The organism is Chitinophaga sp. YR573 (genome assembly GCF_900110995.1).
Lineage (GTDB): Bacteria > Bacteroidota > Bacteroidia > Chitinophagales > Chitinophagaceae > Chitinophaga.
In genome coordinates this window covers 2,641,214-2,656,471 of the sequence record NZ_FOJF01000001.1, presented here as the reverse complement: position 1 = coordinate 2,656,471, position 15,258 = coordinate 2,641,214, and the positions used below count along the sequence as shown (strand labels likewise).

General features: G+C 42.3%; 14 protein-coding genes. 7 read left to right on the top strand and 7 right to left on the bottom strand.

From position 1 onward, the window contains the following. Positions 1 to 582 precede the first annotated feature (582 nt). From radA to BMW86_RS11125, 5 genes are all read left to right on the top strand, one after another. A complete protein-coding gene (radA, locus tag BMW86_RS11145; RefSeq protein ID WP_089781810.1) occupies positions 583 to 1,953 on the top strand; it encodes a DNA repair protein RadA in 1,371 nt (456 codons plus the stop codon). A 37-nt stretch (positions 1,954 to 1,990) separates the two neighbouring features. After that, positions 1,991 to 2,683: a ComF family protein gene (locus BMW86_RS11140; RefSeq protein WP_089781808.1), complete on the top strand. Its 693-nt coding sequence runs from the start codon at positions 1,991 to 1,993 to the stop codon at positions 2,681 to 2,683. 76 nt (positions 2,684 to 2,759) lie between these two features. Further along, the gene (locus BMW86_RS11135; RefSeq protein WP_089781807.1) at positions 2,760 to 3,287 is read left to right on the top strand and encodes a glutathione peroxidase; all 528 of its coding nucleotides are present in this window, start codon (positions 2,760 to 2,762) and stop codon (positions 3,285 to 3,287) included. Positions 3,288 to 3,375: 88 nt separating this feature from the next. After that, positions 3,376 to 4,509, top strand: a complete 1,134-nt coding sequence (locus tag BMW86_RS11130; protein WP_089781805.1) for a DNA polymerase III subunit — start codon at positions 3,376 to 3,378, stop codon at positions 4,507 to 4,509. 162 nt (positions 4,510 to 4,671) lie between these two features. Beyond that, a complete protein-coding gene (locus BMW86_RS11125; protein WP_089781803.1) occupies positions 4,672 to 6,084 on the top strand; it encodes a PSP1 domain-containing protein in 1,413 nt (470 codons plus the stop codon). A gap of 159 nt (positions 6,085 to 6,243) precedes the next feature. Here the strand turns inward: BMW86_RS11125 and BMW86_RS11120 are convergent, their stop codons facing one another. Beyond that, positions 6,244 to 7,296, bottom strand: coding sequence for a nucleoid-associated protein (locus BMW86_RS11120; RefSeq protein WP_089783642.1), 1,053 nt, complete (start codon positions 7,294 to 7,296; stop codon positions 6,244 to 6,246). A 68-nt stretch (positions 7,297 to 7,364) separates the two neighbouring features. Between BMW86_RS11120 and BMW86_RS11115 the strand changes: the two genes are divergently transcribed. Further along, the gene (locus BMW86_RS11115; protein ID WP_089781801.1) at positions 7,365 to 8,255 is read left to right on the top strand and encodes an SMP-30/gluconolactonase/LRE family protein; all 891 of its coding nucleotides are present in this window, start codon (positions 7,365 to 7,367) and stop codon (positions 8,253 to 8,255) included. 78 nt (positions 8,256 to 8,333) lie between these two features. Here BMW86_RS11115 and fabG read toward each other — a convergent pair whose 3' ends face one another. The 3 genes from fabG to lptB are packed head-to-tail and all read right to left on the bottom strand — an operon-like array spanning position 8,334 to position 11,436. Continuing rightward, a complete protein-coding gene (fabG, locus tag BMW86_RS11110; RefSeq protein ID WP_089781799.1) occupies positions 8,334 to 9,083 on the bottom strand; it encodes a 3-oxoacyl-[acyl-carrier-protein] reductase in 750 nt (249 codons plus the stop codon). 28 nt (positions 9,084 to 9,111) lie between these two features. Continuing rightward, positions 9,112 to 10,644, bottom strand: coding sequence for a GH3 auxin-responsive promoter family protein (locus BMW86_RS11105; RefSeq protein ID WP_089781797.1), 1,533 nt, complete (start codon positions 10,642 to 10,644; stop codon positions 9,112 to 9,114). Between the two features lie 27 nt (positions 10,645 to 10,671). Further along, the gene (lptB, locus tag BMW86_RS11100) at positions 10,672 to 11,436 is read right to left on the bottom strand and encodes an LPS export ABC transporter ATP-binding protein (RefSeq protein WP_089781795.1); all 765 of its coding nucleotides are present in this window, start codon (positions 11,434 to 11,436) and stop codon (positions 10,672 to 10,674) included. A 211-nt stretch (positions 11,437 to 11,647) separates the two neighbouring features. On the opposite strand from lptB, the gene metF reads away from it, so the two are divergent. Next, the gene (gene metF, locus BMW86_RS11095; RefSeq protein WP_089781793.1) at positions 11,648 to 12,601 is read left to right on the top strand and encodes a methylenetetrahydrofolate reductase [NAD(P)H]; all 954 of its coding nucleotides are present in this window, start codon (positions 11,648 to 11,650) and stop codon (positions 12,599 to 12,601) included. Between the two features lie 224 nt (positions 12,602 to 12,825). Here metF and BMW86_RS11090 read toward each other — a convergent pair whose 3' ends face one another. From BMW86_RS11090 to BMW86_RS11080, 3 genes are all read right to left on the bottom strand, one after another. Continuing rightward, a complete protein-coding gene (locus tag BMW86_RS11090; protein WP_089781791.1) occupies positions 12,826 to 13,518 on the bottom strand; it encodes a porin family protein in 693 nt (230 codons plus the stop codon). Positions 13,519 to 13,737: 219 nt separating this feature from the next. After that, the gene (locus tag BMW86_RS11085; protein WP_089781789.1) at positions 13,738 to 14,361 is read right to left on the bottom strand and encodes a porin family protein; all 624 of its coding nucleotides are present in this window, start codon (positions 14,359 to 14,361) and stop codon (positions 13,738 to 13,740) included. A gap of 120 nt (positions 14,362 to 14,481) precedes the next feature. Further along, complete coding sequence (locus BMW86_RS11080; protein ID WP_089781787.1) at positions 14,482 to 15,180, bottom strand: porin family protein; 699 nt, start codon at positions 15,178 to 15,180, stop codon at positions 14,482 to 14,484. Positions 15,181 to 15,258 lie beyond the last annotated feature (78 nt).

Below are 15,258 nucleotides of genomic sequence, written 5' to 3'. Positions count from 1 at the left end.
TTATTGACTACAAATTTACAGGTAGTAACATCAAATAAACATCCAACCACCCCTCCTTCCAATCATTTGTGATTTCCTTAAGAAACTTACCTTTTTTCTCTGCCAAACTGAAAATTAACACTGCCAATATGTCCTTAAAAGAAACTTTTAAACCCTGTTTCCGGCCGTTCTGACAGATATAAATTATGTCACTATTAGAGATTTTTCATATATAAATCTGAGCTTCATCATTCCTATTTATCAACCTTTTACGAACTTTAATTGAACGTATTATTAAATGCTTTTCTGCCCTGAAACATGCTATGGGAGCCGATCTGTCATACGCCCACAACCCATCAAAAGTTATTAACATCTATTAAATAAACTTTTTTATTCTGTAGCCATTTAGTAATTTAGACGTGAATTTAATGGGTTAGTAAGTAGAAAGAGTCAGCAGAAAATTCTGTTGGCTCTTTTCTTTTTTACTCATTTTCCTTCTCCCACTTTTTTGCAACATATCCACGCAGTTTTTTCAATCACAATTACTTTTTTCACCAACTTCTTACAACGAATTGCTTGTAGTGAAAAACTTAACTTCGCTTCATGAAAATAAAAACCGCTTTTTTTTGTCAGCATTGCGGATACGAATCAGCTAAGTGGACAGGCAAATGTCCAAGCTGCGGACAATGGAATACTTTTGTTGAAGAGAAAGTGCAGAAAGATATTCCATTACGTAATATCAGCTGGCAGGAAGAAAAAGAAAGTACCCGTTCCAATAACTTTGTTAATCTCTCTGATGTAAGCGGTATTGAAGAAGAAAGATTATTAACGCCTGATGGAGAATTGAATCGTGTATTAGGCGGAGGTATCGTCCCGGGCTCACTGGTGCTGGTTGGCGGCGAACCAGGTATCGGTAAGAGCACGCTGTTCCTGCAGAACGCACTGTTACTGAAAGATATAACAACACTCTACATCAGTGGAGAAGAAAGTGCGCAACAGATTAAAATGCGTGCAGATAGATTACAGATAAAAAATGATAAGTTCTTCCTGCTTACAGAAACATCTACACAAACCATTTTCCAGGAAATAAAAAAACTCCGTCCGCAATTAGTGATCATCGATTCAATACAAACATTGCAATCGCCACTTATAGAGTCTGCTCCTGGTAGTGTATCACAAATAAGGGAAACAGCAGCAGAGATGCAACGCTTTGCTAAAGAAAGTCATACACCTGTTTTCCTCATCGGACATATCACTAAAGATGGTTCCATTGCCGGTCCTAAAATACTGGAACACATGGTAGATACCGTGTTACAGTTCGAAGGCGATCAGCACTATGCCTACCGCATATTACGCACCATCAAGAACCGCTTTGGCTCCACCGCAGAGTTGGGCATCTACGAAATGACCGGGCAGGGACTCCGGCAGGTAACCAACCCTTCAGAGATCCTGATTTCACAGCGTGAAGACATGCTCAGTGGTGTGGCAATTGCATCCACAATGGAAGGCATGCGCCCAATGCTCGTAGAAGTGCAGGCACTCGTAACACAATCCGTTTACGGTACTCCGCAACGTACTGTTACCGGCTTCGACCTGCGCCGGTTACAATTACTGCTTGCTGTACTGGAAAAACGCGGTGGTTTCCACTTCGGAATGAAAGACGTATTCCTCAATATTGCAGGTGGAATCAGGGTGGAAGATCCTTCTATAGATCTCTCCGTATTATGCGCCTTACTATCTTCTTATGAAGACATTGCCATTGGCAGTAATATCTGCTTTGCGGGTGAAGTAGGATTAAGTGGAGAGATCCGTGCAGTGAACCGTATAGAACAACGCATCGCAGAAGCAGAGAAACTGGGCTTTGAAAAAATATTCATCAGCCGGTATAATAAAAAAGGAGCAGACTTCAGTAAGTTCAATATTGAAGTGATAGCAGTAGGCAGGGTAGACGAAGTGTACAAAGGATTATTTTAATTCGTACTTTCAGCAGGTTAACCAATCCATTGTTAAAATGAGAAGCCTGCTGTCTTCTTTACTGCATTTATTTTATCCGCATGCCTGTGAAGGTTGTGGTACAGATCTTACATCATCCGAAGAGGTACTTTGTCTGAATTGCCAGGAGAAATTACCCCGTACCGGGTATCAGCATTACCCGGCCAACCCGGTAGCGAAAATCTTCCGGGGAAGAGCAGATATCCGTCATGCAATGGCCGCCTATTATTATAGGAAAGCATCCCTTTTGCAATCGCTCATTTACCAGTTCAAATATCACAATCGCAGGGATATTGCGCTGCAACTGGGAAAGCAAACCGGGTACATGCTTTTGCAAAGTAAATGGTTACACGAAATCAACTGTATTATCCCTGTGCCACTCAGTAAAACAAGGGAACGGCACCGGGGTTATAACCAGGCGGCATTACTGGCTGCGGGTATTGCCGCCGTCATAAAAAAACCGGTAATTTCCCATGTGCTTACCAGGAAAAGCTACCGCTCATCCCAAACAAACAAGAACAGGGTCCTGAGATGGGAAAATGTAGAAGAAGCATTCTCACTGCAGCATGCTCACGTTATCAGGAATCAACATGTACTGCTGGTGGATGATGTAATCACCACCGGCGCTACCACAGAAGCCTGTTGCCAGGTTTTATTACAGGAAAAAGTAAATGTGAGTATATGCAGCCTGGCTTACGCTAATCACACTTAACATCTTGTATTCATTTATTTACTTAATTTCAATACCAACACGTTCATCTTTACAAACCACAATAAAATTTATCCATATGTTAAAAACATTGCTCATTTCAATGCTGATATTCATGAAAGCAGGTGCTATTTATGATTTTAAAGTAGATGCTGTTGATGGCGGCAAGATCAACTTTGCCGATTACAAAGGCAAAAAGATCCTGATCGTAAATACGGCTTCCATGTGTGGGAATACACCACAGTATGCTGAACTGGAAAAGCTCTACAAAAAATATGAAGGTAAACTGGTGATCATCGGTTTCCCGGCTAATAACTTTGGCTCACAGGAACCAGGTTCTAATAAAGAGATCCAGGAGTTCTGCACAAAGAAATATGCAGTTACCTTTCCAATGGCAGCTAAGATTTCTGTAAAAGGATCAGATATCCATCCTATATATAAATGGTTGCTGGAAGAAAGTAAAGCAAAACATTTCACTCCTGAGGAAGTAACCTGGAACTTCCAGAAATATCTTCTGGATGAAAAGGGCAACCTGGTTGCTGTATTTGCACCCAAAACACAACCTTCTGCTCCCGAGGTAATAGCTGCTATAGAAAAGAAATACTAATTACTTAAGATACCAGATTTAAAAGCAATTACGGGAGTCTCCTGTAATTGCTTTTTTCATTTCTCCTTTTCTCCGTTAATTTGCACCTATGCTTTTTTCCAACATCATAGGCCAGGAGGATATTAAGGAACAACTGATCAACTCAGTAGTGCAGAACCGCATGAGCCACGCAATTGTGTTGCTGGCTCCGGAAGGGACCGGTGGTCTTCCGTTGGGATTAGCCTTTGCGCAATACCTCGTATGTGAAGATAAACAGGCAGATGGTGCCTGTGGCAAATGCCAGGCCTGTATAAAAGCGGCTAAATACATCCATCCGGACATTCACTTCTCTTATCCGGTGATTCCCCGTAAACCGGGAGATAAACCCGTAAGTACCGACTATGCTGCTGAATGGAGGGAGTTTATCGTAGCCCAGCCTTATGGAAATGCTTACGATTGGTTACAGTTTATCGGGGCAGAAAATAAACAGGGGAATATCACCGCTACAGAATGCCAGGATATCATTCACAAACTCAGCCTCAAGAGCTTTGAAAGTCAGTATAAGATTTTATTAATGTGGATGCCCGAATATCTGGGCAATGAAGGGAACAGGTTATTAAAGCTGATAGAAGAGCCTCCACCTAATACCCTGTTCTTATTAATAGCGGAGAACCAGGAACAGATCCTGGCCACTATCCTCTCCCGTACACATCTGATAAAGGTAAACCCCTTACCAAAAGAAGTAATGGTAGAGGCATTGATCTCACGTGCGCAGATAGCGCCTGCCAAAGCCCGGCAGGCGGCAACGATTGCTGCAGGTAACTACCGGGAGGCATTATACCTGTTGCAGAACTCAGACGATGATTACCATGAGCTGTTACGCAACTGGCTCAACTATATCTTCACAGGTAACCGTTCTGCCCTGCAGGAATGGGTGGACACCGTTGCTAAAATGGGACGTGAAAACCAGAAACAGTTTCTCCGCTATTTCATCAACCTGCTGGAACATACCCTTCGCCTTAAATATATTGATAAGAGCCTGCTGGCATTTTCTGAAGAGGAAACAGACTTTGCTGCCAAACTGCAAAAGCTGGCAAACCTGCAACAGATGGAGCTGATCATGCAGGAGTTAGATAGCGCCTGTTATTATGTTGAACGTAATGCCAATGCTAAATTACTGTTCCATGCGCTCTCTATCAAGCTGCAGTATATCTTTAAAAAGAGGCCTATTCCAATGATGTAAAAGCGCCTCAGCCCCATTTCCGCGGCAACACCGCACTTTAGCACAATTTCCGCTATCTTTGTCACTTACGTACTTTTTGTATTACAAAGGGAAAGACGTACTTTAAAGCCGCCCGGGACAGATACCGGAAGCATATTCATTTAATACTTTAAACTAATTAATATGGCTTGTGCCGGATGTGGTACAGGTGCAGAGGGGAAGCCGTCAGGATGCAAAAGCAATGGAGGTTGCAGTACTGGAGGCTGCAATAGGCTTAATGTATTTGACTGGTTGGCCAATATTCCCTTAAGTGACAGCTTAGCACCATTTGATATTATTGAAGTAAGTTTTAACAACGGTAGCCGCAAAGATTTTTTCCGCAATGTCACCAAACAGTTTCTCGATAAAGGAGAAATGGTCACAGTAGAAGGAGTTAGCGGTTTTGATGTTGGCCAGGTGACCCTCACCGGAGAACTGGTAAAACTACAGATGAAGAAACGTCGCATAGAAGATACCCCTGAGGTGAAAAAAGTGCTGCGTCGATCTACGAATGAAGACCTTAGCCGCATGGGCGATAATAAAGCCCGCGAAAAAGAAGCCCTCATCAAAGCCAGAGCAATGGCCCGTAGTATCGGTCTTGAAATGAAACTTGCAGAAGTGGAGATTCAGGCAGACGGACGTAAAGCTACTTTCTTCTACACCGCTGATGACAGGGTGGATTTCCGCGAACTGATTAAATTATACGCCGGCGAATTCAGAGTAAAGGTGGAGATGCGCCAGATAGGTGCCCGCCAGGAAGCCGGTAAAGTAGGTGGTATCGGAAGCTGTGGCAGAGAACTTTGTTGTTCTACCTGGTTAACAGACTTCAAAAGCGTAAATACTACTGCTGCACGTTACCAGAATCTTTCCATCAACCAGGCCAAACTTTCCGGCCAGTGCGGACGTCTTAAATGCTGTCTGAACTATGAACTGGATACTTACCTGGATGCGCTGAAAGAATTCCCGGAAGATGCAGACAACATTGAAACTACCAATGGTGTTGCTTCCCTCCAGAAGAGAGACATCTTTAAAAACCTGATGTGGTATTCCTACGGAGACAGTAACAAGCAATACCCGCTTACTATTACCCGTGTAAAGGAAATACGTCAGCTGAACAGGCAGGGTATTAAACCCGAAGACCTGAAACCGGTAGAAGTTGTTGCCGGTAAACCAAAAGAAACTGACCTTGGCTTTGCCGATGTGGTTGGACAGATCAGCCTTCGCTCTCTGGAAAAAACCTCTCAGAAACGCAAGCATAAGGACAAGGAAAAACAAAAGCACAAACAAAAGTCTCAGGATCAACCGCAGCAGCAACAGCCGCAGCAACCTGGTAAAAAAGCTGAAGGCAGGCCAGACGCCCGCCCGCCACAACAACAACAAAGGCAGCAACAACCACAGAAGCCTAAGCAGGAACAACGGAACAATCCAAACCCAAGACCACCACAAGGTCAGGGACAACAAGGACAGGGTAACAATCCTAACAACCCGAAAGGCCCAAGGCCACAGGGACCAGGAGGAAATAACCGCCCGCCTAAACCAAGGCAAAAACAACAATAGTACATCTCATTCATACAAAGAGGCCGTCCGATCAGGACGGCCTCTTTTATTTAAAGCCTATAAAAAGGACTCACTGGCTACCAAAAACAGAAAAGGCCGTCCTAAAGAACAGCCTTTGTTTAACAATTGGTTTTTGCTTATGAAAAAAAAATTAATCGATTACGTTTCGTTCTCGAATAGTAGCTTGTAGTAAGACATGTTGGTAGCTTCATCAAATCCCCGCTCTATCATCTCTCTGTCGCCATGGATATAGACATGGAAGTTCCTGTCTAACTTCAGTACACTCTTGAAAACTTTTTGCTGCTTCTTCACCGCCGGTGAGGAAATATCAAACTCGTCTGGGATCTGCTGCTGAGACTCATGCTGGAAGTGGTCCCGGTACTCCTTAAACGATGCAATCGCTTCCGGATTCCCTAATACTTCCTGTGCAAAATCATCCAGCTGAAACTGCTCCTTCTCCTTAAAATACGCGGCTGATTTGTTGAGCAGATCCACCTGGTCTACTCTGCTGATTTCATATTCACTGGGCAATTTATCGTGTATAAACTGCTTGCACATATTCACCGCAAGCTCCGTCTGATGATAACTGTCATCCCTGCGTTGAATCTGCAGAAAAGAATCTTTCCAGTATACCGCCTCATTTTGCTTGCTGATGCTGTCTATGACACTGACTTTGTACCCATTTTCTTCTTCAATATTATATACCAGACAACCCTTATCCAGCTTGTTTATATTGATCCCATCATCATAATTTACCTGGTAGCTTTCATTGGCTAGGAATACTTTCAGGTATGTGTCCCGGGTCTCTGATTTAAAGATCCCTAATGCTTCAACGTCTTCTCCGTCTACCTGACATTTACTGAAGTACGCTATGTATAGTTCGCCCCCTTTTATCTTCGGATGAGTGGAATGCTTATAGAGATGTTTCGCTATATTGACTGATTGCTCATGAAAATTGTCCCGATTCTCAAATATACGACGGCAATACTGAAATATTTCATTTAATTGTAAATCAGCCTCATGGAAAAAACGGAAATACTCGGCGCTGTTGGTGAACGGCTGTATGAAATAAGTTAAAAGCAACTGACTGATCGTTTCATCCTGCATTTCAAGCGGAGCCTGCGAGCATATCAGGGCTTCTTCCTGCGAAGGGTTACCTACCTTATGTATAGATAGTAACTCAAGATCTTTAAATTCAGAAACATGTATCATGGCGGGGCGAAAATACAGATTCCCCATATCTTTTCTTAACTTGATAGCTCAACGTCAATATTTTTATCATGAAACAACATATCTGTTTATTACTGGCTGTAACCGCAGGCTACACAGCTATGGCACAGGTAAAGACTTTGGAACTGTACAAAACACAGGACCTTACCAAAGAGAAAATGTTTTCAGTGAATATCGAAGGTCCCAACTTCGACAAAGCAGGCAACCTTTATGTGGTGAACTTCCAGCGGGATGGTACCATAGGAAAAATCAGCCTCAAAGATGGCAGTGGGGAAATCTTCGTTAGCCTTCCGGACAGCAGCATAGGCAACAGCATCCAATTCAACAGCAAAGGGAACATGTATCTCCCCGACTTTAAAGGGCACAACGTCCTTGAAGTAAACCCCAAGACTAAAAAGGTAAGTGTATACGTACATTCAGATAAATTTCACCAGCCTAATGATCTCTGTGTAAACAGCCGTGATCAGGTATATGCTTCCGATCCTGACTGGAAAAACAACGCCGGACAGTTATGGCGTATTGATAAAGGAGGTAAGATGGTTCTGCTTGAAGGCAACATGGGTACTACCAATGGGATAGAACTCAGTCCGGATGAAAAGACCTTCTACGTAAATGAAAGCATCCAGCGTAAAATCTGGAAGTATGACGTTGATAAAGCCGGTAACATCAGCAACAAAAAACTCTTTGCAGAATATCCTGATTTTGGATTTGATGGGATGAAATGTGACAAAGCAGGTAACCTGTATGTAGCCCGTTGGGGTAAAGGCACCATCGTTGTCCTCTCCCCTACCGGTAAAGAGATCAGGGAAATTCCTCTTACAGGTAAACAATGCAGCAACTTAACTTTTGGCGGCAAAGACGGTAAAACCGTATTTGTAACCTTACAGGATAGAAAATGCATGGAAATGTTTCGTGTAGCAATACCTGGTAAACGATACTAAACTATCAGATGTATAAAAAGGAAAGAGGGTGTATCAAAAGTGATACACCCTCTTTCCTTTTTATACAAAATTCTTAGATTAGATATTCAATCCGCCACAGGCACTGATCACCTGACCAGTTAAATAACTGCCCATGTTAGATGCCAGGAACAGACATACATTTGCGATATCCTCAGCAGTACCAAAACGACCCAAAGGAATCTTCTCTATATAAGCTTTTGCACCTTCACCATCTTTCAGGTAACTCGTCATATCAGTTTCTACGAAACCAGGTGCCACCGCATTACAACGGATATTACGGCTACCCAATTCTTTCGCTATAGACTTGGTAAATCCGATAATACCTGCTTTAGAAGCAGCATAACTGCTTTGTCCTGCATTACCGGTGATACCTATAATTGAACTCATGTTAATGATAGCACCACTCTTTGCCTTCATCATAGGACGTATAACATGTTTGGTCATATTAAATACGCTCTTCAGATTGATGTCCATCACGTCATCCCATTGCTCTTCGCTCATACGCAACAGCAGATTATCTTTAGAGATCCCTGCATTGTTTACACAGATATCAACCGCACCAAATTCCTTTACCACATCATTCACTAACGCTTCACAATCCGCATAAATCCCGGCATTGGATTTAACTGCTTTTGCCTTTACTCCTTTAGCCTGCAGCTTCTGCTCCAGCGCTTTGGCTTTTTCATCTGAACTGAGATAGGTAAACACTACATGTGCGCCATGTTCTGCAAATTTCTCTGCAATAGCTTCACCTATACCCCGGCTGGCCCCTGTTACAATAGCTACTTTGTTCTCCAGTAATTTCATATAAGCGTGATAGTTGTTTGTTTGCAAATCAGTTTACACCGGTAATACCGGCAAATTTCAGAATATCCTCTACATACTGCCTTTCGTTATTCAAACGGGGAACTTTATGTTGTCCTCCCAGTTTGCCTTTACTTTTTAACCATTCTGTAAAAGTTCCTTTAGGCAATACATGTATAAGAGGACGACGCAGCGCCATATCCTTATAACGTTTGGCTTCGTAGTCGGAGTTGATAGATTTAAGTGTACTGTCCAGCACATCGATAAAATGTTCCACATTGTCCGGCATCACATCAAAGTCCAGTAACCACTCATGTCCACCACATTTATCCTCACTGAAATAAATCGGAGCAGCTGTGTAATCATTTACCACAGCACCTGTCTGCTCACATGCTTTTGCAATCGCCATATCAGAATTCTCCACGATCAGCTCTTCGCCGAAAGCATTGATAAACGATTTGGTCCGTCCACTCACTCTTACACGGTAAGGCGCCAGTGATACAAACTGTATGGTATCACCTACCAGATAACGCCACAATCCACCATTAGTACTAATGATAAGTGCATAGTTCTTGCCCATCTCCACATCCTGCAGTTGCAATGTCTGCGGATTCTCTTTACCATATTCTTCCATCGGCATAAACTCGTAGAAAATGCCATGATTCAGGAATAACAATAATCCTTCTTCTCCTATTACATCCTGAGCAGCAAAGAAGCCTTCAGAAGCGTTATAGGTTTCCTGGTAGAACATGTCCGGCTTGTCGATCAATTGCTTAAATCTTTCGCGGTAAGGCGTGAAGCTCACACCACCATGCATGTATAGTTCCAGGTTAGGCCATACATCAGCAAGATTGTCCTTTCCGGTAATTTCGAAGATACGTTTGATCAATACCAGCGTCCAGGTAGGCACACCGGCAATAGAAGTTACATTCTCATGTATTACGGCATTCGCCATACGTTCGATCTTCTCTTCCCATTCGTCCATAAGGGCGATAGAAAGATCAGGCGTACGTATCATGTTACCATAAAAAGGCATGTTCTGTAACATCACGGCACTAAGATCTCCAAAGTAGGAATCACTTTCCGGTGCCAGTTTATTTACCTGATGGCTGCCACCTATTACCAACGACTTTCCGGTCAGTAACCGGGATTCAGGGAAGTTATTATAATACAGGGAAAGTACATCACGACCAGAACGGTAATGACAATCATCCAGGCTCTCTACAGATACCGGGATGAATTTGCTCTTATCAGCAGTAGTACCGCTTGATTTTGCAAACCATTTGATGGGCGTATTCCACAAAATATTCTGCTGCCCTTCCATCGAACGCTGGATGTAAGGCTTAAGTGTATCATAATTATGTATCGGTACCCGCTGCTTGAACTCCTCTATCTTATAGATCTGTGAAAAGTTATACTGCTTACCAAACTCGGTATACTGAGCTGCGCTGATAAGGTTTTGGAATACCTGCTGCTGCACCTGCAGGGGATACTGCATAAAATACTCTATGCGTCCCATGCGCAAACGCGCCAGTTGTGATATTGCAGGACTTAATATTCTCATAATAGGATTAGGAACGTAGTAGTTAGTTTATAGTTGCTTTGCTGCTTCGTCCAGGTAATTTTTACGGCGTAAAATGAAATTCTGGCCAAGATACACTTTTCTTACCTGTTCATCCTCGGCTAACTCTTCTGCGGTTCCGGCCTTAAGGATTTTACCCTCAAAAAGCAGGTATGCTCTGTCCGTGATGGATAATGTCTCCTGTACGTTGTGGTCCGTAATCAGGATACCAATGTTCTTATATTTAAGTCGCGCAACGATTGACTGTATATCCTCTACCGCAATTGGGTCAATACCTGCAAAAGGCTCGTCCAACAGGATAAATTTTGGGTCTACGGCAAGGGCACGGGCTATTTCCGTACGGCGGCGTTCTCCCCCGCTCAGTACATCTCCCGGACTTTTACGCACATGAGTCAGATGGAACTCTTCCAGCAGGCTTTCCAGCTTTTCCTTCTGCTCTGCCTTTTTAAGGTCTGTCATTTCAAGCACCGCAGAAATATTATCCTCCACACTCAGCTTACGGAATACCGATGCTTCCTGTGGTAAATAACCGATGCCCATCTTGGCTCTCTTGTACATTGGCAGCTTGGTAATATTCACCTCATTGAGGAACACCTGTCCCTCATCCGGCTTAATTAACCCCACCACCATATAAAAGGTAGTTGTCTTTCCTGCTCCATTAGGTCCAAGCAACCCTACAATCTCTCCCTGAGTAACTTCTACAGATACGTGGTTCACTACGGTTCTGCTACCGTAACGTTTAACCAGCTCTTCTGTATGTATTTTTAATGCCATATGTCTAAACTTAGCAAAAATAAACAATTCATTTAGCTTTCAACAGATAAGTGTCCATAACTGCTGGTTTCAACCACCCAGCTATCGTTTTTTTCTGCAAAAGAGCGATGTGGGATACAATTATACGGACTATTAACTAATAAATAGATGATAATACTAAGAGATATACTATTTTTGCTCCGCACAAACTTAAGCTCACTTTTATTTTACTATGAAAGTCACAGAACATATTGCACAGGCAAAAGATACACTTATATCTTTTGAAATCCTTCCTCCATTAAAAGGAAAGAGTATTGAATCTATATATGAACATCTGGACCCTTTAATGGAGTTTAAACCGGCTTTTATTAATGTAACATACCACAGAAGTGAGCATATGTTCAAGAAAAAAAGCGACGGTTCCTTTGATAAAGTAGAGATCCGTAAACGCCCGGGTACAGTCGCTATCTGCGCGGCAGTTATGAACCACTACAATGTAGATGCTGTTCCTCACCTTATCTGCGGCGGTTTTAGCCGGGAAGAAACAGAAAATGCACTCATCGACCTCAACTTCCTTGGTGTAGATAATGTACTGGTATTACGTGGCGATGCTCCAAAAAATGAAGCCTCCTTTGAACCAGAACCTCATGGACACCGCTACGCAGATGAACTGCTGCAGCAGGTGGTGCATATGAATAATGGTATTTACCTGGAAGAAGACCTGCAGGGTGGTGTTAAAACCAAATTCTGTATCGGTGTTGCCGGTTATCCCGAAAAGCATTTCGAAGCCCCCAATATGCAGACAGATATGAACTATCTGAAACGTAAAGTGGAAAATGGTGCAGACTACATCGTTACACAGATGTTCTTCGATAATCAGAAGTTCTTCGACTTTGTGGCCAAATGCCGGGAAGCAGGTATTACTGTTCCTATCATTCCGGGATTAAAACCCATCACCTCCCGCAAACAGTTGAATATTCTGCCAAGGACCTTCCATGTAGATATTCCTGCTGATTTCTCTAACGAGATTTTAAAGTGTAAAACAGATAAAGACGTAGAAGAATTGGGTGCTCAATGGCTGATCCAGCAGTCAAAAGAACTGAAAGCCTTTGGTGTTCCCGTACTGCACTATTATACTTTAGGTAAACCAAACGTAATACTGAAAGCCATACAGGCAATATCATAAAGCAAAAGTATATTATAAAGAAAAGGGGTCATGGCGTTGCTATGATCCCTTTTCTTTATAATAATGCCATCACGTGGAAACGCAGTGGCATGTCCGAATAACTGTCACACTTTTTGTTTTTTGTCCTATGTATCTATAAGACGGCAACAGCTATTCTTACCCCTATAAGACATAAAAAGAGACCATCCCGGGTAAGATGGCCTCTTTTTTATATTTGCTTTAACCTAATAATCTTCCCTGTTCAGCAATATGCCGATGCTTATCCCCAAAGAACTGTTCTTTACCTTGTAAGCAGCAGAATTGTCCAGGTCTACCATCCCATAACTGTAATTTGCCCCAATCATCACCATACTGTTAAGTTCCACACCCAACATTGTATTTAACCCGGCATCCCAACGGTTCAGGTACATACCTGGAGACACCACATTATCTTCTTCCCCGAATGCCAGGGAACGACTGCTATGGCTTACCACTTTTCCGTTAGATATCAGATCTGTACGATAAGTTCCGTCCAATCCATAAGCTACATAAGGACCCGCACCTACACACAGCTTAAATCCCGGAAAGGGGAATTTGTACACCAGATTTACCGGCATCTCTATATACCGCACTTTGATCCTATTCCCGGCTTCCCCATCCGAATGGGATGTCCCCGGTTCAAAGAAAGTGCCTTTCGTAATATACCGGAATGCAGGCTGCAGGTATAAACCACCCTGCAGAGGAATGTTCAGCAAAAGGTCTGCCTGTAAATTTTTTAGTTGATTGCCACTCCCTATTCCTCCACTTTTTTGTCCGGAGGCAGTTTCAAACTTCATGGCAGATAAATTAAAGCCCCCACGTACACCTATACTAACCTGTGCATAGATTTGGGGAGATAGAAAGACCGTACATAAGAATAGGAATAGAATTTTTTTCATGCATTAGTGGTTAGATAACAGTAAAATGTCCCGAAATTTCGATTTTTAGAATACGAACATAACTCAAGCTACGACAGACTCTGCACCAAATTAACGTACAAAAACAACAAATGGTTTTATTAATTATTTTCTGGGGAAAAATAGGAGAAGATACCTATAATAAAAAAAGGATGGACAACCATTGTCATCCACCCTTTTATAATAAGATTATGTTACTATTTAGAACTTATATCCTACAGAAACACCAAATGAAGTGTTCTTGAAGCTTCTGTTGCCATCAGTTTTTTCGTAAGCATTCACCAGACCCAGGTCAGCATTTAGTCCAAGGTATAAACCTGCATTGAATTCATAACCGGCAACAACACCCACACCTGCATCAAAACGTTTCAGTTTCAGATCACCTGATTCATCATCAAATGCTTTGTATTCGGCAGAAACATTACCAACAGTTGCTTTGTTCTTACCACCAATACCATACGCAACATAAGGACCTGCGCCAAGATTAAGTTTACCTGAACCTACTTCCGGTTTAAACAGGAAATTGATAGGTATCTGGAGATAAGATAATGTTGTTTTAACATCGCTGTTATCTTTATTCTTTCCTCCTTTACCTGCATATAATAATCCGGTACCAATGTAGAATTCATCAGCCAGTTGCAGATCTGCCGTAACACCAGCTCTTAGTCCTACAAGGATGTCACTGGTTTCTTTGCCACTGCCTGCAATAGTATTTTTTGAAGTAATGCTGGAAAAGTTAGGGCCTGCAATAATACCCACTTTAGTTTGTGCGAATGTAATACCAGCTGTTAAAAGAGCCGCGGAAAATAATAATATCTTTTTCATATCAGTTTTTTTATAAAATAGTATAGCATCCTACAGGCGTTGGGATGCTATACTGTTAAATATTTGGCGTTGCCTGTTTACGCTTTTCCTGTGTCTATATACAAAATGGATGAGTCTCTGCTAAAACAGAAAACCTGCAGAAAGACTGAATGTGCGGTTTTTGTTTTTGTCATTACTACCATTGTCCGAACCAGAGTTGATCTTAGCAAGGCCAAGTCCGTACTGGGCAGAAAGGATTAAACCGTGGGTTTCAACACCCGCCATCAGGTTACCACCATAGTCAAATCTTTTGTACTTGTCATAACCCTGGTTAGCATCACCGGAATTAAACGGGGTATCATCATCCCATTTAATATTGGTTTCAGTAGTGGTTGTTACACCGCCTAATGAAGAGATCACTTTATTCTTACCGGCTACACCAAACGCAAAGTAGGGGCCGATACCAGCAAATAACCTTGTATCTTCTCCAATAGGAATTTTACCAACGAAGTTTAAAGGAATCTCTATGTATGAAGGACTGGTTGTGTACTTTCTATACACAGAAGCGGAATTGTTTGGATCACCTGATGTCAGCTTTGAACCTTTAGTAGTATAAAATACTCCGGGCTGGAATGACAGGATACTGGGTACTAAAGGGAAATCAGCTATTACGCCGATGTTAAACCCTGATAATGATTTGTCCTTGTCAACGGAGCCATCACTATTAACTGAAATTGATGAAAGGTTCCATCCACCTTTAACACCTACACGAGCCTGAGACATTGCACCAAATGATATCGCAAGGGCAGCAAACGAAAGGATAATCTTCTTCTTAGTCATAACCTACAATTTTTGATTACGACATCAACTTTCCAAAGACTATGCCAAAGGCTAGTACTGCAATTATATCTCTTTGGT

What these genes read in the sequence shown, in the direction of transcription:
- radA (WP_089781810.1), top strand. Translation starts at nt 583, where the DNA reads ATGAAAATAAAAACCGCTTTTTTTTGTCAGCATTGCGGATACGAATCA.
- fabG (WP_089781799.1), bottom strand. Translation starts at nt 9,083, where the DNA reads ATGAAATTACTGGAGAACAAAGTAGCTATTGTAACAGGGGCCAGCCGG.
- BMW86_RS11135 (WP_089781807.1), top strand. Translation starts at nt 2,760, where the DNA reads ATGTTAAAAACATTGCTCATTTCAATGCTGATATTCATGAAAGCAGGT.
- BMW86_RS11085 (WP_089781789.1), bottom strand. Translation starts at nt 14,361, where the DNA reads ATGAAAAAGATATTATTATTTTCCGCGGCTCTTTTAACAGCTGGTATT.
- BMW86_RS11080 (WP_089781787.1), bottom strand. Translation starts at nt 15,180, where the DNA reads ATGACTAAGAAGAAGATTATCCTTTCGTTTGCTGCCCTTGCGATATCA.
- lptB (WP_089781795.1), bottom strand. Translation starts at nt 11,436, where the DNA reads ATGGCATTAAAAATACATACAGAAGAGCTGGTTAAACGTTACGGTAGC.
- BMW86_RS11130 (WP_089781805.1), top strand. Translation starts at nt 3,376, where the DNA reads ATGCTTTTTTCCAACATCATAGGCCAGGAGGATATTAAGGAACAACTG.
- BMW86_RS11090 (WP_089781791.1), bottom strand. Translation starts at nt 13,518, where the DNA reads ATGAAAAAAATTCTATTCCTATTCTTATGTACGGTCTTTCTATCTCCC.
- BMW86_RS11125 (WP_089781803.1), top strand. Translation starts at nt 4,672, where the DNA reads ATGGCTTGTGCCGGATGTGGTACAGGTGCAGAGGGGAAGCCGTCAGGA.
- BMW86_RS11105 (WP_089781797.1), bottom strand. Translation starts at nt 10,644, where the DNA reads ATGAGAATATTAAGTCCTGCAATATCACAACTGGCGCGTTTGCGCATG.
- metF (WP_089781793.1), top strand. Translation starts at nt 11,648, where the DNA reads ATGAAAGTCACAGAACATATTGCACAGGCAAAAGATACACTTATATCT.
- BMW86_RS11115 (WP_089781801.1), top strand. Translation starts at nt 7,365, where the DNA reads ATGAAACAACATATCTGTTTATTACTGGCTGTAACCGCAGGCTACACA.
- BMW86_RS11120 (WP_089783642.1), bottom strand. Translation starts at nt 7,296, where the DNA reads ATGATACATGTTTCTGAATTTAAAGATCTTGAGTTACTATCTATACAT.
- BMW86_RS11140 (WP_089781808.1), top strand. Translation starts at nt 1,991, where the DNA reads ATGAGAAGCCTGCTGTCTTCTTTACTGCATTTATTTTATCCGCATGCC.